Source organism: Cupriavidus sp. GW822-FHT02D05 (assembly GCF_058802485.1).
The window spans coordinates 1-20,927 of the sequence record NZ_JBXAOE010000032.1 but is presented as its reverse complement, the minus strand read 5'-3'; the positions used below and the strand labels follow the sequence as shown (position 1 = coordinate 20,927).

20 protein-coding genes are annotated in these 20,927 nt (G+C 66.7%); 6 read left to right on the top strand and 14 right to left on the bottom strand.

All coding sequences use genetic code 11. The features are described from left to right. Positions 1 to 39: 39 nt before the first annotated feature. The gene (locus AC1RQK_RS32185; RefSeq protein ID WP_492813445.1) at positions 40 to 405 is read right to left on the bottom strand and encodes an AtuA-related protein; all 366 of its coding nucleotides are present in this window, start codon (positions 403 to 405) and stop codon (positions 40 to 42) included. Next, positions 402 to 1,763: an acyclic terpene utilization AtuA family protein gene (locus AC1RQK_RS32180; RefSeq protein ID WP_492813443.1), complete on the bottom strand. Its 1,362-nt coding sequence runs from the start codon at positions 1,761 to 1,763 to the stop codon at positions 402 to 404. Before AC1RQK_RS32180 ends, AC1RQK_RS32185 begins: the two co-directional genes overlap by 4 nt. A gap of 161 nt (positions 1,764 to 1,924) precedes the next feature. On the opposite strand from AC1RQK_RS32180, the gene AC1RQK_RS32175 reads away from it, so the two are divergent. After that, positions 1,925 to 2,821: a LysR family transcriptional regulator gene (locus AC1RQK_RS32175; protein WP_492375540.1), complete on the top strand. Its 897-nt coding sequence runs from the start codon at positions 1,925 to 1,927 to the stop codon at positions 2,819 to 2,821. A 411-nt stretch (positions 2,822 to 3,232) separates the two neighbouring features. Here the strand turns inward: AC1RQK_RS32175 and AC1RQK_RS32170 are convergent, their stop codons facing one another. The 8 genes from AC1RQK_RS32170 to AC1RQK_RS32135 all read right to left on the bottom strand — a co-directional run bounded on the left by AC1RQK_RS32170 (position 3,233) and on the right by AC1RQK_RS32135 (position 11,757). Further along, complete coding sequence (locus tag AC1RQK_RS32170) at positions 3,233 to 4,000, bottom strand: SDR family oxidoreductase (protein WP_183034760.1); 768 nt, start codon at positions 3,998 to 4,000, stop codon at positions 3,233 to 3,235. Positions 4,001 to 4,023: 23 nt separating this feature from the next. After that, complete coding sequence (locus AC1RQK_RS32165) at positions 4,024 to 5,160, bottom strand: ABC transporter substrate-binding protein (protein WP_492813440.1); 1,137 nt, start codon at positions 5,158 to 5,160, stop codon at positions 4,024 to 4,026. A 249-nt stretch (positions 5,161 to 5,409) separates the two neighbouring features. Then, complete coding sequence (locus tag AC1RQK_RS32160; RefSeq protein WP_492371855.1) at positions 5,410 to 5,922, bottom strand: DUF1269 domain-containing protein; 513 nt, start codon at positions 5,920 to 5,922, stop codon at positions 5,410 to 5,412. Between the two features lie 246 nt (positions 5,923 to 6,168). Then, a complete protein-coding gene (locus AC1RQK_RS32155; RefSeq protein WP_492813438.1) occupies positions 6,169 to 7,605 on the bottom strand; it encodes an acetate kinase in 1,437 nt (478 codons plus the stop codon). A gap of 107 nt (positions 7,606 to 7,712) precedes the next feature. After that, a complete protein-coding gene (locus tag AC1RQK_RS32150; RefSeq protein ID WP_492813436.1) occupies positions 7,713 to 8,960 on the bottom strand; it encodes a hypothetical protein in 1,248 nt (415 codons plus the stop codon). Between the two features lie 10 nt (positions 8,961 to 8,970). Then, positions 8,971 to 9,666, bottom strand: a complete 696-nt coding sequence (locus tag AC1RQK_RS32145; RefSeq protein ID WP_492813434.1) for a C39 family peptidase — start codon at positions 9,664 to 9,666, stop codon at positions 8,971 to 8,973. Further along, positions 9,663 to 10,112, bottom strand: a complete 450-nt coding sequence (locus tag AC1RQK_RS32140) for a hypothetical protein (protein WP_492371859.1) — start codon at positions 10,110 to 10,112, stop codon at positions 9,663 to 9,665. The genes AC1RQK_RS32145 and AC1RQK_RS32140 overlap by 4 nt, the downstream gene beginning before the upstream one ends. A 196-nt stretch (positions 10,113 to 10,308) precedes the next feature. After that, positions 10,309 to 11,757, bottom strand: a complete 1,449-nt coding sequence (locus AC1RQK_RS32135; protein ID WP_492371860.1) for a hypothetical protein — start codon at positions 11,755 to 11,757, stop codon at positions 10,309 to 10,311. Positions 11,758 to 12,418: 661 nt separating this feature from the next. Here AC1RQK_RS32135 and AC1RQK_RS32130 point away from each other — a divergent pair. The 4 genes from AC1RQK_RS32130 to AC1RQK_RS32115 are packed head-to-tail and all read left to right on the top strand — an operon-like array spanning position 12,419 to position 16,090. Beyond that, on the top strand, positions 12,419 to 13,198 hold the full coding sequence (locus AC1RQK_RS32130; protein WP_253928545.1) for a GntR family transcriptional regulator: 780 nt from the start codon (positions 12,419 to 12,421) through the stop codon (positions 13,196 to 13,198). Between the two features lie 50 nt (positions 13,199 to 13,248). Continuing rightward, positions 13,249 to 14,277 (top strand): tripartite tricarboxylate transporter substrate binding protein, encoded by a 1,029-nt coding sequence (locus AC1RQK_RS32125; protein WP_492371861.1) that lies wholly within the window; start codon positions 13,249 to 13,251, stop codon positions 14,275 to 14,277. Beyond that, complete coding sequence (locus AC1RQK_RS32120) at positions 14,274 to 15,581, top strand: 3-isopropylmalate dehydratase large subunit (RefSeq protein ID WP_492371862.1); 1,308 nt, start codon at positions 14,274 to 14,276, stop codon at positions 15,579 to 15,581. The genes AC1RQK_RS32125 and AC1RQK_RS32120 overlap by 4 nt, the downstream gene beginning before the upstream one ends. Further along, the gene (locus tag AC1RQK_RS32115) at positions 15,578 to 16,090 is read left to right on the top strand and encodes a LeuD/DmdB family oxidoreductase small subunit (protein WP_492371863.1); all 513 of its coding nucleotides are present in this window, start codon (positions 15,578 to 15,580) and stop codon (positions 16,088 to 16,090) included. The genes AC1RQK_RS32120 and AC1RQK_RS32115 overlap by 4 nt, the downstream gene beginning before the upstream one ends. 28 nt (positions 16,091 to 16,118) lie before the next feature. Here the strand turns inward: AC1RQK_RS32115 and AC1RQK_RS32110 are convergent, their stop codons facing one another. Beyond that, a complete protein-coding gene (locus AC1RQK_RS32110; RefSeq protein WP_492371864.1) occupies positions 16,119 to 16,826 on the bottom strand; it encodes a phosphoribosyltransferase in 708 nt (235 codons plus the stop codon). A gap of 407 nt (positions 16,827 to 17,233) precedes the next feature. Between AC1RQK_RS32110 and AC1RQK_RS32105 the strand changes: the two genes are divergently transcribed. Continuing rightward, positions 17,234 to 17,416 (top strand): hypothetical protein, encoded by a 183-nt coding sequence (locus AC1RQK_RS32105; RefSeq protein ID WP_492371865.1) that lies wholly within the window; start codon positions 17,234 to 17,236, stop codon positions 17,414 to 17,416. A gap of 99 nt (positions 17,417 to 17,515) precedes the next feature. Here the strand turns inward: AC1RQK_RS32105 and AC1RQK_RS32100 are convergent, their stop codons facing one another. From AC1RQK_RS32100 to AC1RQK_RS32090, 3 genes are all read right to left on the bottom strand, one after another. Beyond that, complete coding sequence (locus AC1RQK_RS32100; protein ID WP_492371866.1) at positions 17,516 to 17,692, bottom strand: CsbD family protein; 177 nt, start codon at positions 17,690 to 17,692, stop codon at positions 17,516 to 17,518. A gap of 436 nt (positions 17,693 to 18,128) precedes the next feature. After that, the gene (locus tag AC1RQK_RS32095) at positions 18,129 to 19,775 is read right to left on the bottom strand and encodes an EAL domain-containing protein (RefSeq protein ID WP_492371867.1); all 1,647 of its coding nucleotides are present in this window, start codon (positions 19,773 to 19,775) and stop codon (positions 18,129 to 18,131) included. After that, positions 19,772 to 20,842 carry a PAS domain-containing sensor histidine kinase gene (locus tag AC1RQK_RS32090; protein WP_492813429.1) on the bottom strand — a complete coding sequence of 357 codons (1,071 nt, stop codon included), beginning with the start codon at positions 20,840 to 20,842 and terminating at the stop codon, positions 19,772 to 19,774. The genes AC1RQK_RS32095 and AC1RQK_RS32090 overlap by 4 nt, the downstream gene beginning before the upstream one ends. Positions 20,843 to 20,927: the final 85 nt, after the last annotated feature.

The following is a 20,927-nucleotide window of genomic DNA, read 5'->3' as shown; positions in this document are numbered from 1 at the left end:
TTGTCGCTTTACTTCGGTGTTCTGCTTCGGTGTTCTGCTTCAACCAGCGCCGGCCAGCCGCGGGGGCAAAGGGATTTCCAGTTGCAGCAGCAGGAAAGACAGTGCCTTGCCGTGCGTATCCAGGTTGAGGGCATCGTTCACGCCGCCATCGAGCACGCCGTCGATGACGAAGTTCATCGCCTGCAGCGAGGACACCAGGTAGCGCTTGACCGCCTCTGGCTGGCGGTAGCGGAACAGCGCCGCCACCGCGTCCTCGGTGACATGCGCGACAAGGTGGTCGAAGTCGCGCGCGTCGTAGGCGATCACGCTGATGTTGGAGCGATCCCCCTTGTCGCCCGTGCGTCCGTGCGCGAGCTGGTAGAGCGCGATGGTGGTACGGGTAGCGGTAGCGGCGGTTGCGTTCATGGCAGCAGGGAGTGGCTTGCGGTGACGGCGCTGCGCGGCACCAGGCAGGACATGGCGTTCAGCCGCGCGCGCAACGCGGTGCGCACACCGCCGCCGCCGGCGGGGCCGCAGGTGTACAGCGCATTGACTTCACGCAGCAGCGCTTCGGCCACGGGCTTGTCCTCATGGGCCAGCGCAGCGCGCAGGCGTACGTCCTGCGCCTGTGCCTCGCCGGGTTGTGTTTGTTGCAGCAGGCGGCCGCCATCGTCGGCAAAGACGCTCAGCACACCGATCAGGTCGAAGCGGATCGGCACCGCATGGCCGAGCAGGTCCATGCGCTTGCGCACGATCTGCGCAGCCAGGCGTGCGCGCGCCGCCGCGTTCGGGCCGGCGTAGGAGATCTCGCCTTCCGCGATCCAGCCGCCTTCGTAGAACAGGTTGGCCTTGAGCTGCTCGGGCCGCTCGCGGCCACGCACATTGCGCACCGCCACGCGGTCCGGGCCAATCTGCTCGACCGTGGCCGCGCTGATGTCGGCGACGACGTCGGGCGTCAGATAGGCGGCGGGGTCGTGCACCTCGTAGAGGAGCTGCTCCTTGACCGTGCGCAGGTCCACGCAGCCGCCCGTATCCGCCGCCTTGCCCACTTCGATATTGCCGTCTTCGTCCAGGCGCACGATGGGATAGCCGACGGCGTGCACATCCGGCACGTCCTTCATGCCGGGATCGGCGAAATAGCCGCCGGTGACCTGCGCCCCGCATTCCAGCAAATGCCCGGCCATGGTGGCGCGCGCCAGGCGGTCCCAGTCCTGCCACGACCAGCCAAAATGCGCCATGGCCGGGCCCACTGCCAGCGCGGGATCCGCCACGCGGCCGCACACCACTACCTGCGCGCCGGCGCGCAGCGCATCGGCAATGCCCTGCGCGCCAATGTAGGCGTTGGCGCAAACGAAGCGCGCCTCCGGAAAGCCCGCGCCGACAATCTTGCGCAGTACCGCGCGGCCCGCATCGTGCGAGAGATCGTCGCCCTCCACCACCGCCACCCGCGGCGGTGCCAGGCCCAGCTCCGCCGCCAGCGCGCGCACGCGCTGCGCCGCAGCATGGGGATTGGCCGCGCCGAAATTGCCGACGATGGGAATGCCGTTGGCCAGGCACAGCCCCAGCACCGGCGCGAGCAAGGCGTCGAGCAGCGGCTCGTAGCCGTGGGCGGGATTGTTGCGGCGCGCCAGCTGGGCCAGCGCCAGCGTGCGCTCGGCCAGCGTCTCGAACATCAGCACGGCCGGCCCGCCCGCTGCGATCAGCGTGCGCACCACGGGCAGGGCGGCGTCGGTGCGGTCGCCGGAGAAGCCGGCGCCGGAGCCGATCAGCAAAGGGGCGGTCATAGGATGAAAGCCTGGTGAGAACCGGGTGAACAAAGGCTGGCCGCGCGCGGGGTTGCGGGCCGATGCGGCTATTCTAGACGCGCCGCCGTCAACCAAAAAGCGGATAATTTGGATTAATCTATCGACTTTCCAGATTAAATAGAAGCCGCTCGCGCTTGCCAATGAACCTCTCCGTCAAACACCTGCGCGCCTTTGTGGCCCTGGTCACGCACCGCAACTTCACCCGCGCGGCGCAGGCCTGCCATTTGTCGCAATCCGCCTTCAGCGCGCTGATCCAGACGCTGGAGGAGCAAGCCGGCACGCGGCTGTTCGAGCGCACCACGCGCCATGTGGAACTCAGCGTGGAAGGACGGCGCTTCGAAGACGTGGCGGCGCGGCTGCTGGCCGATTTCGAGACCGCCTTCGCGGAGCTGCGCGACCACGCCGAACGCCGCAAAGGACGCGTCTCGATCGCCGCGCTGCCCTCGCTGGCGGCAGGCGACCTGCCGCCGATCCTGGCCGCCTTCCACCAGCGCTACCCCGGCATCACCATCGAACTGTTCGACCTGCTGGCTGACGGCTGCATCGACCTGGTCAGGCGCGGCCGCGCGGATTTTGCGCTGGCGCCCGCCCCCGCGCAGGATAGCGACCTGCGCATCGAGCCCCTGGTAACGGACACCTTCCACCTGGTCTGCCCCGCAGGCCATCCCCTGGCCAGCCGGCGGCGCGTGACACCCCAGGCGCTGGCAGGCCTGCCCTTTATCCAGCTCTCCCGGACCAGCAGCGTACGCCAGCACCTGGATGCCGCGCTGCATCCGCTCAAGCTCAACGGGGTCATGGAAGTGGAACACCTGGCCACCGTGGCCGCGCTGGTAGCCGCCGGACTTGGCGTGACCGTGGTGCCAGCCCTGGCGCTATTCCAGTTCCAGCAAGAAAGCCTGGCCATCCGGCCCATGCAGCTGCCATCGCTGGTGCGGGATATTTGCCTGGTGCGCTTGAGGGAGAGGGGAGATTCGACAGCGGCGGCAGCGATGATCGAAGCGCTGCAAGCGCATTTCAAGAAGGGCAAAGCAGGATAATCGACAAAGATGGTCCTGCACACCGACGAGCACCAGCACAAGCATGGCGCCAGACCCGCGATCCGGTGTAGCCGTGATCCCCGAACGAAGGGCGGGAATCACCCCAGCGCGATGCGAAGCGAGCCGTCAGGGTTTTCATCTCCCGTTATGGGGCGCCTCGTCGGAAGGCAAAAAGAGCGGAAACGAGGGGGCCATGTTTGAGCATCGCCTTAAGGCGATGTGAGTTTGGCCCCCGGCCGCTCTTTTTGTCTTCCGACGAGGAGTCTTTCGCCCCATCCGGGTCGCTTCTTTGCCTACTTTCTTGGCGAGACAAGAAAGTAGGTCGCCGCCCCGCAGGGGAGGTGAAACCGCAGTTGCTTTTGACTTTGAAGTTAATAAGTTGCAGTTGCAGTTTCAACCCAAAATCAAAAATCAAAAATGCGCCAGATACCCCCCATCCACCGCCAAAACATGCCCAGTAACATATGAAGCCGCCCCCGAAGCCAGAAAAACCACCGCCCCCGCAATCTCCTCCGGCTGCCCCCACCTCCCAAGCGCAGTCCTCTGCCGCAACCACTCGGCAACGCCAGCGTCATCCACCATCGGCTGATTAGGCTCGGTAGCAAAATACCCGGGCGCAACCGCATTCACAGTCACCCCGTCGCGCCCGAGATCCGCTGCCATGGCGCGCGTCAGCGCATCGAGCCCACCCTTGGTAGCGGGATACAGCACATCGTTGGCACGCGCCACCTGCCCGGCAATCGAGCTGACATTGACGATGCGACCGTAGCGCCCGCGCCGCATCAGCTGCGCCGCGTGGCGGCACAAGGCGTAAGGCGCCACTAGGTTGGTCTCCAGCATCTCGCGCAGGTCCGCCGCGTCCAGGTGCGCCATATTGCTGCGGTTGCGCGCGCCGGCGTTGTTGACGAGGATATCCAGGCGGCCATGCGTGGCATCGATGTGGGCGAAGGCGGCGTCAACCGCGGCCGCATCGGTGACGTCGAGCACCAGCGGCTCGGCGCGGCCGCCGTCAGCGGCCAGCGCGGCAACGGCGGCATGCACGCGCTCGGCGTTGCGCGCGGCGACGATGACGTGTGCACCGGCTTGCGCCAGCCCGGCGGCAATCGCCTGGCCCAGGCCTTGCGCGCCGCCGGTGACCAGCGCCACGCGGCCTTCGAGGGAAAAAGGTAAGGTAGCCATGCGGCGACTATACCGCAGCGGGCCTAGCGGATCAGCTTGCCGGTGGACGACACGATCGACATTTCGACAAACGACGAACCCGTATGCCGCGTCGGGCTGTAGCTGATCAGGATGCCGCCGAGGTCATAGTCGCGCAGGCTCTCCAGCGCGCCGACCAGCCGCTCGCGCGTCAGGTCCGGCCCGGCACGGCGCAAGCCCTCTACCAGCACCTTGGCCGACATGAAACCCTCCATCCCGGCATTGCTCGGGTCCACGCCTTGCTGCCGCGCCAGGCTGCGGTATTCGCTGGCAATGCTCATCTGGCTTGAATTGGTGCCTGGCACCACCTGCGTGATGATCAGGCCGCGCGCATCCTCGCCGAGCTCCTTGATAAAGGAGTCGGCTGCGTTGTTGGACAGCGTGACGAACTGCGCCTGGCTGCCGCCGCGGCGCAGTTCCTTGATCAGCCGCGCCGCCTCGGAGCCGGAGCCGATGACCAGCACCGCTTGCGGGCCGGCCTTGTTGATGGCGGTGACACCGGCCTGGATATCGCCCATCGGGCGCGCAAACGAGGCACTGGCCGCCGGCTGCACGCCACGCGCCTGCAGCGCGGTGCTGAAGCCTTCGAACACGTCCTGGCCAAAGCCGTCGTTGGCGTAGAAGATGGCGATGCGGGTCATGCCCGAGGTGGCAAGATGGTTGATTGCGCGGGCCACCTCGTCCTGGTACTTGGCGCGTACGTTGAACACGTAGCGGTTGACCGGGCGGTGCAAGGTGATGGCGCCGGTCAGCGGCGCCACCAGCGGCACCTTCTCGGTGTTGACGATGGGCAGGATGCTTTCGTTCTGCGGCGTGCCGCGCACCATGAAGAGCGCGAACACCTTGTCTTCCTGGACCAGCTTGCGCACATTGTCGGGCGTGCGCTTGGCGTCGAAGCCGTCGTCGTACGTCACCAGCTCGATGCGCCGCCCTCCTACACCGCCGTTGGCGTTGACCGTTTTCAGGTAGACCTGCGCCCCGGCGATCTGCTCCTTGACCGAGCCCGCCACCGGCCCGGTCACCCCGGCCGATTGCCCGATCTTGATGGTGGTCCTGGTGACCCCTTGCTCGGCCTGTGCCAGCGGCGCAAGCCCACCCAGCGTGGCGGCCAGCAGGCCGCACGCCATCCATGTTGTCTTCATCTCCGACCCCTCGTTCGTTTGCGAATCTTTTGCTTTGTCATGCGCGCCACGGATGGGCGCGGCGACAAGCAAATTACCTCAAAGCAAGGCGATTCGGCAAATCGCTGTTGCAAAAGCGGCGAGGGAGGGCTCGGCTGGGGAAATATCGGGCGCTGGCCCGCCGGGGCAGGCGGCCCTCAGGCCGCCGAGCCTCGGCGTGACAACGGGACCGTCCTGCCCATCAGGATGAGGGCAAGCGCAAGGGAGAACTCAGGGAAAAGCGGGTACGGCGGGATCCAGCCCGGCGAAGCGAGCTTCCGGGTGGGCCGATTGCAGCAGCGCTTCGATTTCCTCGACGCGGCCACGCGGCACGTCCACCATCAGCAGGATCTTGCCTTCCTCGATGTCCTTTTCGAAGGCCTTGTGCCGGCTGTTGGGCGCGGAGCAGCCGATCATGCTGGACGCCCAGGCGCCGAACACCGCGCCCAGCACCGCCAGCACGCCAACCAGGCCCCATTGCGGGGTATCGCTGACGATCGGGAACATCGCCACCAGCGCACCCGCCACGATGCCGATGCCACCGCCCACCATCAGCCCCATCTCGGCGGCATGGACGATATCGGAAGTCTGGAACAGGTTGGCTTCATGCAAGCCGCTCATATCGGCGCCATCGCGCGCGACGAAGTGGATGTGGCTGTTCTCGATGCGAGCCAGCAGCAAGTCGTCCATGGTGCGGCGAGCACTCGCCAGATCGGGCAACAACCAGAAGATACGTTTGCGCATGACTCTCTCCTCGCTTCAGGCCACGTCAGGCCGTTTCGGACTATCCCGGCAGCGGTGTGCATGCGGAGTCGCCTTCACGCAACCATGCCAGCCAAGCCAGATGGTGGAGGTGCATCCGTATCCGCCCTGGGGACGGGTTTTTTCATTTGTACGCCAGTCGCGGGGGGAGCGCAAGGCAACATCGCAGCGATGCCGCCCACGCGTCACCTCGCGCCGTTTTCTGCCCATTCGTGTGCGCGGCTTACATCAGAATGTGATCGGCAAGCGCACGGTTACCGTCAGGTTTGGCGTGTCGGTGGTCAGCCCGGCGCCGACCGATACGTTCAGCGTGTACCGGCTGTTGAACCGATAGGAATAGCCCACCAGCAAGGTGCCTTGCGTCACCCGCACCGAGCCCGGCACCGTCGAGCCGTTCTGCTTGGTCGGCCAGATGATGCTCTGGTCGTAGCCGATACTGAACGAGGCATGCTCGTTGAGCGAGAGGCCGATACCGAAATTGAAGCCGAAGATATCGCCCGGCGCGATCTTGCCAAGCGACTCCTGTTGCCCGTTCAGTACCGTGCGGCTGACATTGTCCCGAGCGAAATTGTGCAGATAGCTGAAGGTGCCGAAAAACACCGCTGGGTCGGTCGGCAACAACCACGTAATGCCTGGCTGGATCGCCTGGAAGCCGGTACCCGTGGGCAGCCCCAGCGGCAGGCCGGTGCCGGTGGTATTGCCCACGCAGCGCGTCACGCAATCGGTCACCACATCGAAGGGGCTCTTGCCGGTGGCGGATTTGTAGCGCAGCCAGCCGATGAAGTACGGCATTTTCTCGTTGCCGTAGTTGATCTGGTAGCGCAGGGTCGCCTCCACGTCGCCCAGCCCCTTGCCGCTGGCATTGAAGACGTTATCGACCGCGGTGCCGGTAAAGACTTCACGGCTGATCGTCGAGCCGGAACTCTGCACGTAGGGCACCTTGGCCTCGATCTCCAGGCGCTTGGTGAGGCCGTAGCGAAGCGCGACAGCTTCGATGTAGGTCGAGGTCTTGACCTCGCGCACATCGATCAGGCCGATCAGGATCGCGGGGATGATGGTGTAGCCAACCAGCGCCACCCGGTTGCTGGACGAATATCCGTACTGGAAGCTTGGCTCGACCACCAGCTTGCCAGCGGGTGTCAGCACGCCTGGCTGATCGAAGATCGGCGCGATCGCAGGAGGGGCCGTGTTGGCTTCGGGTGGTTTTCCCACCGGCTGCTCGTCGCCGGCGAGAGCCATCTGGGTGCTGTCCTGCGCACTGCTCTGGTTGTTGTTAGGGGGACTGTCGCTGGCTTGCGGCAGGTTGTTGGTATTGGGCAAGCCTTGCGTGCCCGCCGAGCCGGCAGCGGCGGCAGCGGCATTGGTGGCGGTATCGCCAGGGGTCACGCCGCCGGTGCCAGGCGCGCGCTGGCCGCCGCGCTTTCTCGCCAGCACGTCGGTGCCCAGCACGCTGCGCAACTCGCGGATGGTGGCCTCCTGCTCCGCCATCGAGCGCTTCATCTGCTCCAGGGTGGCGGCCTGCTCGGTCACCTCCCGCTTTAGCGCCTCCAGCTTTGCCGCGGCCGGTCCTTCGTCGGGTGGGGTCTGGCCCTGTGCCATCCCGCCCAGCAACAGCAATGTCGAACACCCGGCCTGACGGATGCCTCGCAGCGACCTGTTTTTCATTTCGCCTTCCTCCCCCGGACGGCGGACTACTTCGCACAGGAGTCCGCAACCTGCTTAACCCATACTGCCTCTCTCTCTTTGCGCAACTTGCTGCCAGTCGTCCGTCTTCAATGCCTGCCGGCTGCACTGAGCAATGCACTGTTCAACGTCGCGTTGGCCACCTGGGCGCGGAATGCCTGCAAGGTGTTAACCCCTGCGTTGATGGTCACCAAGTTCTGGATCGACTGATTGTTCAACGTGTTCTGAATCACCGTCACCGGCGCACCGGCCAGCATGCTCGCCGCGGCGCTATTGCCCGGCCCGTTCTGGATCAGGCTCAGGACGCCGTTGGTAGTTACCGCGGCACCGGCCGCCGCGATCGCTGTCGCCGGCAGGCTGGTCACCACGGTGCCCGCGCTGGCGCTGGCACTGGTGCCGGTACTGCTACTGCTGCCTCCTGCTGCGCTGCTGCCGTTGGCCCCGCTGGTGCCGGCGGTCACGGGATTGGAGGCCAGCGCGTTGCCCACGGCCGTGGCCGCCGCCGCCCCGGCGCCGGTCGCCACACCGAGTGCCGCGGCCAACCGTGTCGCCTGATCGGCGGTGATGCGGCTCACATCGGGAATAGTAAGACTGGTTGACACCACCAATGCACCGTTGATCAGCACTGAGCGTTCGATACCGAACGAAACCTGCAGCCCGCCGCCAACGTCGAAGCCGCCACGCAGGTCATCCAGGCGCTCCTGCGCCACGGGTTTCCAGCTCGCCATGGTGGTGCGAGCCGCGTGCACCTGCGGTGCCGGTGCTTGCGCGCGCACGGCTTCAGGCCTCGCGATGGCGGGGTCGCCGGACGCATCGGCGGCCGGCCTCGCGGCTGCGGCAAAGCCGCCGCGCAGGTCTTGCAGGTGTTTGTCCGCCACCGGCTTCCAGGCAACCGTGTCGGCCTGCGCCGCCGGCGGTGGTGCCGCGGCCTGGAGATCCTTGGTATCCGATGGAGCGGATGGCCCGGATGGCTCGGATGCGGCCTCGAGCGCGCCGCTGCTATCTGTCGTGGGATCCAGCGCGACTTCGGCGGGGTGGTCCGCCAGGGGCGCCGCAATGGGTTCTTGCTGGGCCGGCGTCCGGCCGGCCATGCTGCCGAGCGCGGCAGCCAGGTAAGGGTTATCGGTCCGGTTATCGGTTTGCTCCGGCACGGCCGGCGCTGCGGCAAGGCCGGCGGCGCCGGACGCGCTATGCGAGTCGAGCGCCTCGATCCCGGTGCCTTCGTCGGCCCGCGCTTGCCCGGCGCAGGCCAGGCCAGCGCCCAGCAACACCACTGCGGTGGCCGAACCGGCCCCGCCGCGGCGGCGCTGCGCTGGCTTTGAGGATGTCTGGAACATGGTACGTTCCTTAGAAATCGCTACCGCCATGCGAAGGCATGACGGTGAAGAACAGACTATCCCGGTTGATGCCCATCGAATAAGGGCCGCTTGGCGCGATGCGCCAATCGGCTGCGAGATTGAACCGCGCCGATTCCTCGCGGTTGTGAATCACGAACAGCAAATGGCTGTCCCAGATCTGCTCGAAGTGCTCGCGCGACAGCGCGCGCGTGCCCAGCGCCGGATCTCCGACCAGCACGCGGTTGCCATGCACGCCCTTGACCACGACGAAATGGTGGTAGCCATTCTCGATCACCAGCACGATGGCCGGGATCTGGGTTTCCTCCAGCTTGGAAAGCGGCAATTCATAGCCGTCGGCCAGGAAGCCGCGCGACTCCAGGAAGCGTTTCATATCCAGCAGCGAGAAGCCCTCCTGCCGGATCTTGGCTTGGTCGCCGTTGACGTACATGTTCTGGAACACCGTCTGTTCATTGACCGGATAGCCATACTGGTAGGTGAGCAGCGTCGCCACGGCGGCGGAGCCGCAACTGAAGTCGTATTGCTGGCGAATGGTGGTCTTGTACCGCGCCTCCTTGAGGCTGGTCACCCGTACGTTGTAGTAGTTGCCGCCATCGCCCGTGACGACGGCGTAGTCGGCCCAGGCCAGCGGTGCGCTGACCGAAACCAGCAGCAGCGTAGCCTGCAAAAGCAGCTTGCGCAGCGTCATGGCTTGAACTGGACGTTAATGATGGTCGCGTTCTGGATCAGCACATTGGAACCCGTGTTCTGGATCACGGTAGGCAAACCCGCGGCACTGGCGAAAGACCCTTCGGCAATGCTGTTGGAGCCGCTGATCACACGGTTGGCGCTGTTGTCCGCCACCGTGCCGGCCAGACGCATGTCATTGACCACGAGCTCGGAGCCGCCACGGATATCCTGCAGTTTGTCGCTGCCGACAGGCTTGCCAAGACCGGCGAGAACGCCGCGCTCACGCGCGGTCGCGGGAGGTGTTTGGTCCGGTGCCGCCGCACTGTGTTCCGTGGCGGTGCCGGTGTTGACCGCAGGCACTGCGGCAGATGGCCCCGCGGGCTGCGGCTCGGCGTAGGCCTGCAGGCCAGGCCAAACCAGGATTGCTGCCGTCATCGCGATGACAGCGGAGCGGACCGATCGCATTGGTGTCTCCTTCAGCCTTCTGCTTGGCGCCCCCATCCTGACGCTCACACAAGAGACGAGTGGACTCTTCGTCGAATGGGCATCCCGGACACGAACAACGCGCCGGAATGCCCTAAGTTGCCGGAGTCAAGCCGTGCCGGCGGGACGTGCGCGCGGGCCATCCACCCGCTGCGCACGCCACCACCGCGCACTTGCCTTACTTGCCGACCGCCAGGTTGGCCTGGACGTTGACGCTTTGTTGCACCAGCGAAGCGAAGCCGCTGTTTTGGTTGGCGATCATGATGCCCGCCGCCGACTGACCAACGCTGGTCATGGTGTTGGACATATTGAAGGTGCCAGCATTGACAGAGTTGCTACCGCCGGCTCCGCCGGCTCCGCCCACTGCGCCATTGCCGGTACCACCGGTGCCGCCCATGCCCACGCCGCCAGCGCCACCGGCGCCGGATGCCGCACCAACCGCGCCGTTGCCGGCCGTTGCGCTACCGTTGCTGGCCATGGTCGATGCGCCGCCATTGGTCGCGCTACCGCCTGCACCGCCGTTGCCGGCCACGCTGGTTTGGGCACCGCCCGCGCCGCCCGTGCCAGTGGCTGCGCCGGCAGTAGAGGTCGCCGCGCCGCCGCTACCCGAGCCGCCTGCGCCGCCCGTGCCGCCGGCTGCACCGCCGGTAGCCACAGCCGTGCCAGCGCCACTGGAGCCACCGGCGCCACCCGATGCCGATGCGGCGCCACCGGTCGCAGTAGCCGTACCGGCACTGCCGTTGCCACCACTTCCATTGTTGCCCTTGGCTTTGCTGTCTCCGCCGACGCCAACGCTTGCCGCAAGCGCGCCGCCGCCGTCACTACCGGCGCTGCCGCCCTTGCCGCCGCTGCCCGTCTTTGCCGCGCCGAGCGCGCCGCCGCCGTCACTGTAGACACTGCCGCCCTTGCCACCCAGGCCAGCACTGCCAGCGAGCGAATCGCCACCAGACGCCTTGGCGTTGCCGCCGTCGCCGCCCCAGCCAACGGCCTTGCCGCCATTGCCGCCGTCGCCCGCATTGGCGCTGCCGTTGGAGGCATAGCCTGCAGTGGCGCTGCCATTGGTAGCCGAACCGCCGCTGCCGCCGTTGCCGCCATTGCCGCTGTTGCCGCCGTTGCCACCAGTGCCGCCCTTGCCGGTGCCGCCATATCCAGCGCCGCCCTTGCCACCGGCGCCGCCATTGGCGTTGCCGTTGTTGGTGGCAACGTTGCCGATATTGCCGATCGAGATGCCGCTCACCGAGCCAGATAGCTTGCTGATTGCGATGGCCTTGCTACTGTTGAAGGAGTTGCTGAAGTTGGCGGTGGCCGTGCTGCCGTTGTTGGCGCCAGCGTTGCCATAGCCAGCGTCGAAGGTGACCTTGCCCTTGTTATCGGCGTTGGTCTTGGTAACGGTGGTGTTCTTGGTCGAGGTCTTGGTGTCTACCTTGGTGTGAGTGCTGGAATCCTGCCACGCCGTGGAGTTCTCGTTTGCCGCAGCGCCACTACCGGACTGAGTTGAAGTTGCAGTGGCCGTTTGTGTGTTGCTGCCATCTGATTTCGCGCTATTGTTGTTCGTCGGATTGGCCCAGGCCTGACCGCCAGCCCCAAGGGCTAAAGCAATCGCCGACGCAAGTAAGGTCTTTTTCATACAAAGCTCCCAGGAGGATGTCACAGCGGCTCAGCCTCGCTCCGGCACTCGGGGAGAACGCCGGCTAAAGGCTCAGGTCCGGCATTCCGCCAAACCAGCCTCTCATTGCGCATAATCAGTGCCAGGGAGCGGTTCAAATCCCGTAATCCCTTGAAACACAAGGGCTACAAAGCCATCCAATCAGCCTTTTTCTAGCTTCCTGAGGACAGTCGCGGACGCCGCCGCTGTGAACCGCACACGACATGTCACACGGCTGTGACACGGCCGGACGCATCGCATGGCCAGGCTTTCCCCGGGACAGGCGAAAATCCCCTGCTATCAGGCCTTTAGCGGGGTTCCTAAGGAAAACCCTTGGCCGCAGGCGCTGTATCGCGAATGAAACACGCCTCGCTGCCGGTGCACTGGTCGTCGCTCGCGACGGGTCTCCACCCTTCGGATGACACCCGGCCGCTGCAGTCCGGCACGGCATGTGTTGCCTGCCGGGCAGTGGCCTTAATGTATGGAGATTGCGCTGCATGCTGCCTATGCGGTGCGCGCGCGCAACGCCTTCGCAACGTTTAAGTAACTAATAAGCAACATATGGCAACATGACTAGGCTCTATGTCTGATTTAAAGTACATTAAGGCTAATTCAAACCTGTCGCCCAATCACAAGGGAAACCATGAGTGAAGCCGTCGTTCCCCTGTATCACCAGATTTACGTGGTACTACGCCAACAGATCGTGGAAGGCCGCTTTGGTCAAGGCCCCTTGCCCGGTGAAATCGACCTCGCCAAGCAGTTTCACGCCTCGCGCGTGACCATGCGGCGCGTGTTCGACCGCCTGGTGCAGGAGGGTCTGGTACGCCGTCACCGTGGCCTTGGCACCTTCGTCAACCCGCATCCGATCAAGCCGGTCACGCTCGGCGACCGGCCCGGCAGCCTGCTCGACAACATCATCGACATGGGCCAGAAGACCTCGGTCAAGGTGATCTCGATCGACGATGTGCATGCCACCCCGGAAGTCGCCGAAGCGCTTGGCCTGCAGCCGGGCGACCCGGTGGTCAAGGTGGTGCGCGTGCGTCATTACGGCAGCCGCCCTCTGTCGCACATCACAGCCTATCTGCCGGCCGACCTGGGCCGCGGCCTGAACCGCAAGGATCTCGAGATCACGCCAATGCTGCGCCTGCTCGAGGCTGCGGGCGTGCAGCTTGGGCGCGCCAGCCAGACGCTCTCGGCCCGGCTGGCCGACGTGGTGGTAGCGCCGTTGCTGGACGTGCCGGTAGGCGGTGCGCTGCTGGCGGTGCGCCGCGTGGTGCTGGACAAGGCTGGCCGCCCGGTGCAATTCCTGCTAGGCCAATACCGTCCGGACCGCTACGAGTACCGCATGGAGCTCTCTCCCGCAGGTGGCGACAGCGCCAACGTGTGGGTGGAGCGCGAAGCACGGACGGGGCTGCGCGAGTAAGAAAAGCAAGCGATACTGCACGCTCACGATCTTCCTGGAAGGAAACCGCGATGCCTGCTCCCCGCATGGGCCGACCACGCTCCCAAGCGCTCACACACCCCTCGCGCCGCAAGGCAATGCGCGGGCTGCTCGGCGCCGCCGCCAGCCTTGCTTTGCTTGCGCAGGCGCCGTCGACGCGCGCCCAGGTGGCCGGACGCAAACCCATCCGCATCCTGGTGGGCGCGCCCGCCGGAGGCACCACGGACACGCTGGCGCGCACCATCGCCCAGGAAATGTCCCGGGAGCTGGACCAGCCCGTGCTGGTGGAAAACCGCCCGGGTGCCGGCGGCAATATCGCCGCCGACCTGGTCGCCAAGAGCGCACCCGACGGCACCACCTTGCTGATGAGCTTCACCAGCCACACCATCAACGCCACGCTGTACAAGAAGCTGCCCTTCGACCCGGTCCAGGATTTCACGCCGATCACGCTGGTGGCGACCGTCCCCAGCGTGCTGGTTGCCACGCCGAGCCTGCCCGCGAATAACATCCCGGAATTGATCCAGTTGGCCAAGAGCAAGCCCGGCAAGCTGAATTTTGCGATCGGCTCGGTGGGTTCGTCCGTGCACCTGGCCGGCGACATGTTCAAGATGATGACGAACACCTACATCGTCAACATCCCCTACAAGGGCACTGCGCCGGCCATTACCGACCTGCTCTCGGGCCAGGTCGACCTGATGTTCGCCAGTACCTTCAATGTGCTCCCGCACGTCAGGAGCGGGAAACTCAAGGTGCTTGGCGTCACCAGCCCGGCGCCGCTGCCGCAGTTCCCCGGCGTCGCGCCGATCGGCGCCACCGTCAAGGGGTTCGAGTCCAGCGCCTGGTTCGGCCTGTTCGGCCCCGCCGGCCTGCCGCCGGACGTCTTGCAGGCGCTATACCAGGCTGCCCGCAAGGGCCTTGAAGCGCCCGCGGTGCACAAGCGCCTGGAGCTCGACGGCGCGCAGCCGGTCGGCAATTCGCCGGAGGCCTTTGCCGCCTTCGTGCGCAATGACATCAAGCGCTGGGCCAAGGTGGTCAAGTATTCGGGAGCCACGCCGGAATGAGACCGCTTGCCGGGCCCGCCCACACCCCGGCCACGTTGGCGCAGAAGCTGGTTGCCCGGGCTGCCGGCCTGGAGACGGTCACGCCGGGCACCATCGTGACGTGCCGGGTGGACCTGGCCATGTCGCACGATTCCAGCGGCCCGCGCCGGGTAGCGCCGCTGCTGCGCGAACTGGGCGCCAAAGTGTGGGACCCGGAGCGCTATGTGGTGGTGACCGATCACTACCTGCCCGCGGCCGATCCCGAGGCAGAGGCCATCGTGCGATTCACCCGCGACTGGGTCCGCGAGGCGCGCCTGCCCCACTTCATCGACGGCGAAGGCATCTGCCACCTGGTATTGCCCGAACACGGCCACGTGCTGCCGGGACGCTTCATCGTGGGCGGCGATAGCCACAGCCCCACCGGCGGCGCGTTCGGGGCCTATATGTTCGGCATCGGCGCGACGGAGATGGCTGGCGTGCTGGCCACCGGCGAGATCTGGTTGCGCGTGCCGCATACCATCCGCCTGCAATGGGACGGCAGGCTCTCGGCCGGGGTTTGCGCCAAGGACATCATGCTGTTCCTGTGCGGCCGGCTGGGACTGGACGGCGGCCGCTATGAAGCCATCGAATATACCGGCGAGGCCGTGATGGCCCTGCCCATGCAGGAACGCATGACGCTGACCAACATGAGTGCCGAGCTTGGCGCACAGACCGGCCTGATCGCGCCCGACGCCACCACACGGGCCTGGCTGGCGCAGGCCGGCGTGCCCGCCGCGACGCTCGACGCCATCGCGCTCTCGCACTGGCGCACCGAGCCCGGCGCGCCAGTGCTGGCGAACCACCGCTTCGACGCGGCCGCGCTGGCGCCGCAGGTGGCCGCGCCGCATTCACCGGCCAACACCGGCCCGGTCGACCAGGCCGCCGGCCAACGCGTGGACATCGCCTACCTGGGTGCCTGCACCGGCGCCAAGCTGGAGGACCTGCGCATGGCTGCCAGCGTGCTGCGCGGCCGGCGCGTGGCGCCGGGGGTCACGCTGCAGGTGGCGCCCGCCTCGCTGCGCGACCAGCGCCAGGCCGAGAGCGAGGGCACGCTGGCCATCTTGCTGGATGCCGGGGCGCAATTGCTGCCCAATGCGTGCAACGCGTGCGCGGGCTATGGCCCTTCCCGCTTTCCTGCCAACAGCCGCGCCATCGCCTCGACCGCGCGCAATTTTGCCGGCCGCATGGGCGAGAGCGGCAGCGCGGTCTGGCTGGCTTCGCCGCTGACCGTGGCGGCGTCCGCCGTCACCGGAAGCATCACCGACCCGCGCGGGTTGCTGCCATGAGCCCAGCCCCCATCCCCCCCCTTCCGGGCGGCCGGATCTGGCGCTTTGGCGACAACGTGGATACCGACCAGATGGCACCCGGCGCCCATATGAAGGGGGGTGTCGAAGAGATTGCCCGCCACTGCCTGGCCGGGCTGCGTCCCGAGTTTCCAGCCACGGTGCGCCCCGGCGACCTGCTGGTGGCCGGGCGTAATTTTGGCGTGGGATCCTCGCGCGAGCAGGCGCCGCAGGCACTGCGCCATCTCGGCCTGGCCGCGGTGATTGCGCCGTCTTTCGCTGGCCTTTTCTACCGCAATGCGATCAATCTGGGCCTGCCGGCGCTGATCTGCCCCGATGTCACGCGCCTGGTGGATGGCGGCACGGCGCGGCTCGAGCTCGAGCAGGCTTGCCTGATGCTGCCCGATGGCAAGCGCGTGGCTTGCGAGCCGATCCCCGAATTCCTGCGTGCCTTGCTGCAGGCCGGCGGGCTGGTGCCGCATTTGCGGGCCAGGCTGGCGGCGCAGCGCTAAAGGCGCCCGCACAGGCAGCAGCGCAACCTCAAGCAGGGCGCCAGCAGGCGAACTGGCGCAGCAAGGCCATCACTTCCTCATCGGTGGTCTGCCTGAAATCCAGGTAGAACGCGCCGACGGCGCCAAAGCTGGCTGGCACGTTCAGGCAGATCACCTCGTCCGCCGAGGCGCGCAGGCCGGCTTCGCCCTCGATGGAGGCAACTGGCACGGCCGCCACCACCCGCTTTGCCTGCGCCCGGCGCACGCCCTCCAGCGCGGCGCGCATGGTGGCGCCGGTTGCCACGCCATCGTCCACCACGATCACGGTGCGCCCAGCCATGGCCGGCACGGACGCACCACCGCGATAGCGCTGCTGCCGCCGCCCGATCTCGTCGAGCTGGCGGCCGCGCTCGGCATCGAACGCACCGCTGTCGCGTGCGCGGCGCGTCCAGGGATCGTCGTTTGCCACCGTCAGCGGCGCACTGCCAGCGGCGTCGCCCTCCACCACCGCGCCCAGCGCCAGCTCGGGATAGCCGGGAGCGCCGATCTTGCGGACCAGCAGGATATCGAGCCGTCCCTCGAGGATCCGCGCCACCTCGAAGGCAACCGGCACACCGCCGCGCGGCAGCGCCAGCACCAACGGCGCCTCGCCAGCCGCAGCGGCGCCAAAGCCGCGTTCCGCCAGGTGCCGTCCAAGAAAGATCCCGGCTTCGCGGCGATCGGCAAAGCACGGCGGCAATGGCGGGAAGCGTGACATGGCTGGCTCCTGCAGAGGGTCGGTCGGGCCGGGGCAGGCCAGTGCTGCAGCGGTGCCGGCACGCGCTCACGGCAGCGAGGCAACGCGGCGTGCGCGTGCACTAGCCAAATATAGACCGATAAGGCCGGCGAATCGAGATGGGGAAAGGAATCCGGAAAGGAAAGCAGGATGGGACGGCTAAGGCACCGTGCATGTCCGATCACCGCGCCACGTGCTGGCGGCGCCTCGGCCAGCGCGCCATTGGATGGGATTGCGCAACAGTGTATTTTGCCAGGGCCGGATTATCTTTCTGGCACGTTTAGCTAAGATGGCCGGTACCGATGGCAGCCGCAGGAATCGCCATTTCACCAGCGCCAGCTACGAGGCATCACCGCGTGGCACGCCCGTCAGACTCAGCGAGAACGCACATGAGCACACATCACAAATCCACGCACGACACCCAGCGCAAGGAACAGGCAGTCACTGACGCCAGCGGCCTCGGCCTCGATATCCCATACGGCTCGCTCGACGCGGCGGCACTTGCCGAGCTGCCGTATACGTTTCGACCGGTGGGCGCCGCCACTCGCTTCTACAACGAGTGCTTCAGCTGAGCCGCTCTGAACCGCTGAATGCGGCAACGCCGCGGATGCCCGGAGTCGCGTGACCCCGGCCATCCGCGGCGTTTTCCATTGCGCCATTGCGCTCACGCGTTAGCGGGTACGCTTGGCGTCTTGCTTGGCATCACCATAAGCGGCCTGCGTCTTGCCGGCGATCTGCTCCGCCTTGCCTTTGATCTCGGTGCTGGCGCTGCCGGTCACCTTCCCGGCAACTTCCTTCACCTTGCCCTTGGCTTCCTCGATACGGCCCTTCACTTGATCCTTGTTCATGGTCAGCTCCAGTTTTAGCGACGGTACAGGAATGAATCGCCCTCCAGCGGCGAGCCGGCAATCTCGCCGTGCCCGCGCCGTGCCCACATGCATGGACAGGAGGGCGCTGAAATCAGCTTAGGCAGTCGCGGCGGCCTTGCGTGTCAGGCGGCGGCTGTAAGCCCTGTAGGACGAATGCCCAGGCGAATGCGCACGCGTCCGGGATTGACGCGCGAATGAGGCACGGCCGTCCGGGGAGACAGGGAAATCAACAGGGAAATCAAAAGAGCGCCTCGCGTGGGAACACGAGGCGCTGGCCGGCAAGGAGATTCCAGCAGGGAGGCGCATAGCCCGACGGGGAAAGTAAGGCTACACGCGGATTCTATATCATTTTTATCAATTAAAAACAGGGGTGATGTTTCATATTTGCGCAAAAAACCGATCCGACGAAACAGGATCAGACGCACTCCGGCACACCCAGGCTGCCGCCAGGCAACGCTGCCGGCGCGCCGCGCTCGAGATGCGCGGGCAGCCACTCGCATAGCCCGGCCCGCGTCAGCGGGCGCGCGAAGTGATAGCCCTGCCCCAGGCGCACGCCCTTGCCCGCCAGCCACGCGCGCTGCGCCTCGCATTCGATGCCTTCAGCCACCACCGCCAGATCCAGGGCGTGCGCAAAGTTGATGGTAACGTCGACGATCTGGCCGCTCACCTTGTCGCCAGGATCGGCCTGCACAAAGATGCGATCGAGCTTGAGGAAGTCCACCTCGAACTGCTTGAAGTAGGCCAGCCCGCAGTAGCCGGTGCCGAAGTCGTCCACCGCCAGCTTGATGCCGCGCGCCTTGGCGCGCTGGATCGCGCTGCGCTGGTGCTCCACCAGCGAGACGGCATCGCGCTCCGTGATTTCCAGCACCGGGGTCACGTTGGCCCGCAGCAGCGCGAACAGCGGCGAGTCTTCGGCCCAGAAGCCCGCGTCGTCGAAGTGCTCGCTGGAGACGTTGAAGGCGAGATGGAACGCGGGCGGCAACGCCAGCGACTCCAGATCGCGCAGCACGCGGGGGATCAGGTTCAGCGTCAGCGCGACCGCCAGATGCTGTTGCTCGATGGCCTGGATGAAATGCTCCGGCTCGAGCAAGCCGCGCCGCGGGTGCGCCCAGCGTGCCAGCACTTCCAGCCCCGTGCATAGCCCGCTCTCCAGATCGACCACCGGTTGGTAGTAAGGCACGAACTCGCCGTTGCGCAGCCCGCGCTGCAGCTCCGCGGCAAAGGAGCGGCGCGCCGCCCGGCGCGAATGCAGCCCCAGCACCACCAGCGCGGCGATGCCTGCGGCCAGCGGTGGCAGCACCATGTACTTGAGGCTCTCATGCAGCATCAGGCTGTGCGGCGCGCTCGCGATGACGGTGATCGGGTGTCCCGTCAGTGGCCGGATATCGACAATGCCATGCGCGCCCTGCCCGGCGTCATCACGCCGCACCAGGGCTGGGGCACCGGCGTGCTCGCCCGCGCCGCCCAACTCGCCACCAACGCCGCCGTTGAGCATGAAACGCCTGCCCGCCACCTCGATCTCGATACCGGGAAATCCCAGCTTGCCCGCCGACTGCACCATGTCGGCCAGGTAACGCCCCTCCACCCAGACAAGCACGCCGCCGCCCGGGGCAGTGCCTAAGAACACGGCAAGCGCCATGCTGCCACCGCGAGGGGGCTTGGCAAGGAGGTACTGCAACCCGGGCTGCCAGTTCAGCAGCTCGCCCAGGGGGGTCGCGATCTCGCCGCGCACCGCCGAGCAATAGCGCATGCCGCGCGCCACCAGCACCACATCGCGGATATAGGCGGTATAGGCACCCTGCTCCTGCAACTGGCGCGCCACGCGGCGGCAGGGTGCGCCCACCAACGCACGGTCCTGGTAGGCAATGTCAAGCGTATCGGCCAGCGCGAGTTCCAGGTTGTCACGCACCGCCGACGCCATGCGCTCCACGCGCTCGCGCGCATCGTGCGCGGCCAGCATCGCGACCAGCCATAGTGCCAGGCCGGTGGCAAGCAACGCCGCCAGCAAGGCGGGCCGCCGCGCCCCGGCGCGGCCGGCTTCTCCCCGCAGACAGCGCTTCATATTGCCGCCGGCAGGCTGAGGGTGACGACGGTGCCCTTGCCGATCTCGCTGGCAAGCGTGATCTGCCCCTGATGCACCGCCACGATCTCGCGCACGATCGCCAGGCCCAGGCCGTTCCCCGTTGCATTGCCCTGCCGGTTGGCCCGGTAAAAATTGTCGAACGCCATGCCCGCTTCTTCCTTCGTCATGCCGATACCCCGATCCTCGACCCTGACCGAGACCTTTTCCTGCTCTAGCGGCAGCGGCTCGACCGTGACGGTAACTTCGTCTTTCCCGTCTGAATACTTCAGCGCATTTTCTATCAGGTTGCGTACCGCCTGTGTCAATTGCGCGCGGTCCGCCAAAACGTGCAGCGGCATGCCGGCATCGATCACGCGCACCCTGCCCGCTTCGGTGAACTCGCCCGCCACCGTCTCGCGCACGAGCGTGGCTACCTCCACGCGTTCACGCTCGAGCATGCCGCTGCTGCGCGCTTCGATGCGGGCCAGGTCGAGCAGGTCGGACAACAGCGCATTGAGCTGGCCGGCACGGGCGTGGATGGCATGATAAATACCGCTGCGCCGCTCCACCGGCACCACATCGGCACTCAGCAGTTCGGCATAGCCGGCAATGCCCGCCACGGGCGCCTTGAGCTCGTGCGCGGCCGCGGAGACAAAATGGGATTTCATGCGGTCATGGCGCAGTTGCGTCGTCACGTCGCGCAGCACCAGCACCAGGCCGCCGCCGCTGGCCGCATGCACGATGCGCACCTCGTAGGCGGGCGACACCGCCATGTCGAACTCGACGATGCCGGCGAACTCCCCGGCCGGCTCAGCCCGGTCCAGCTCCGCCAGGAGCTGCTCGGCGCGGCAGGCCTGCCGCGCCGCACGCCGGCCGCGGTAGAGCCAGTGGACAAACTCGCGCTGCGTGGCGCCGCGCAGCCGCGACAACGACACGCCCAGCAGTTCGCACAGCGCGGTATTGGTCTCGTCGATCACACGATCGCGGCCAAACACCGCCACACCGTCGGGCATGGCCAGAAACAGCCCGCGCAAATGCTGCTTCTTCTCGGCCAGGATATCGCGCACCACGGTCTCGGGGGGGGGGGGGGGGGGGGGGGGGGGGGGGGGGGGGGGGGGGGGGGGGGGGGGGGGGGGGGGGGGGGGGGGGGGG

Excerpts from the sequence above, each read along its gene's own strand:
- AC1RQK_RS32145 (WP_492813434.1), bottom strand. The coding sequence starts at position 9,666 with ATGACGCTGCGCAAGCTGCTTTTGCAGGCTACGCTGCTGCTGGTTTCG.
- AC1RQK_RS32095 (WP_492371867.1), bottom strand. The coding sequence starts at position 19,775 with ATGAAGCGCTGTCTGCGGGGAGAAGCCGGCCGCGCCGGGGCGCGGCGG.
- AC1RQK_RS32110 (WP_492371864.1), bottom strand. The coding sequence starts at position 16,826 with ATGTCACGCTTCCCGCCATTGCCGCCGTGCTTTGCCGATCGCCGCGAA.
- AC1RQK_RS32185 (WP_492813445.1), bottom strand. The coding sequence starts at position 405 with ATGAACGCAACCGCCGCTACCGCTACCCGTACCACCATCGCGCTCTAC.
- AC1RQK_RS32165 (WP_492813440.1), bottom strand. The coding sequence starts at position 5,160 with ATGAAGACAACATGGATGGCGTGCGGCCTGCTGGCCGCCACGCTGGGT.
- AC1RQK_RS32140 (WP_492371859.1), bottom strand. The coding sequence starts at position 10,112 with ATGCGATCGGTCCGCTCCGCTGTCATCGCGATGACGGCAGCAATCCTG.
- AC1RQK_RS32150 (WP_492813436.1), bottom strand. The coding sequence starts at position 8,960 with ATGTTCCAGACATCCTCAAAGCCAGCGCAGCGCCGCCGCGGCGGGGCC.
- AC1RQK_RS32135 (WP_492371860.1), bottom strand. The coding sequence starts at position 11,757 with ATGAAAAAGACCTTACTTGCGTCGGCGATTGCTTTAGCCCTTGGGGCT.
- AC1RQK_RS32105 (WP_492371865.1), top strand. The coding sequence starts at position 17,234 with ATGAGCACACATCACAAATCCACGCACGACACCCAGCGCAAGGAACAG.
- AC1RQK_RS32170 (WP_183034760.1), bottom strand. The coding sequence starts at position 4,000 with ATGGCTACCTTACCTTTTTCCCTCGAAGGCCGCGTGGCGCTGGTCACC.
- AC1RQK_RS32125 (WP_492371861.1), top strand. The coding sequence starts at position 13,249 with ATGCCTGCTCCCCGCATGGGCCGACCACGCTCCCAAGCGCTCACACAC.
- AC1RQK_RS32130 (WP_253928545.1), top strand. The coding sequence starts at position 12,419 with ATGAGTGAAGCCGTCGTTCCCCTGTATCACCAGATTTACGTGGTACTA.
- AC1RQK_RS32155 (WP_492813438.1), bottom strand. The coding sequence starts at position 7,605 with ATGAAAAACAGGTCGCTGCGAGGCATCCGTCAGGCCGGGTGTTCGACA.
- AC1RQK_RS32180 (WP_492813443.1), bottom strand. The coding sequence starts at position 1,763 with ATGACCGCCCCTTTGCTGATCGGCTCCGGCGCCGGCTTCTCCGGCGAC.
- AC1RQK_RS32175 (WP_492375540.1), top strand. The coding sequence starts at position 1,925 with ATGAACCTCTCCGTCAAACACCTGCGCGCCTTTGTGGCCCTGGTCACG.
- AC1RQK_RS32120 (WP_492371862.1), top strand. The coding sequence starts at position 14,274 with ATGAGACCGCTTGCCGGGCCCGCCCACACCCCGGCCACGTTGGCGCAG.
- AC1RQK_RS32115 (WP_492371863.1), top strand. The coding sequence starts at position 15,578 with ATGAGCCCAGCCCCCATCCCCCCCCTTCCGGGCGGCCGGATCTGGCGC.
- AC1RQK_RS32160 (WP_492371855.1), bottom strand. The coding sequence starts at position 5,922 with ATGCGCAAACGTATCTTCTGGTTGTTGCCCGATCTGGCGAGTGCTCGC.
- AC1RQK_RS32100 (WP_492371866.1), bottom strand. The coding sequence starts at position 17,692 with ATGAACAAGGATCAAGTGAAGGGCCGTATCGAGGAAGCCAAGGGCAAG.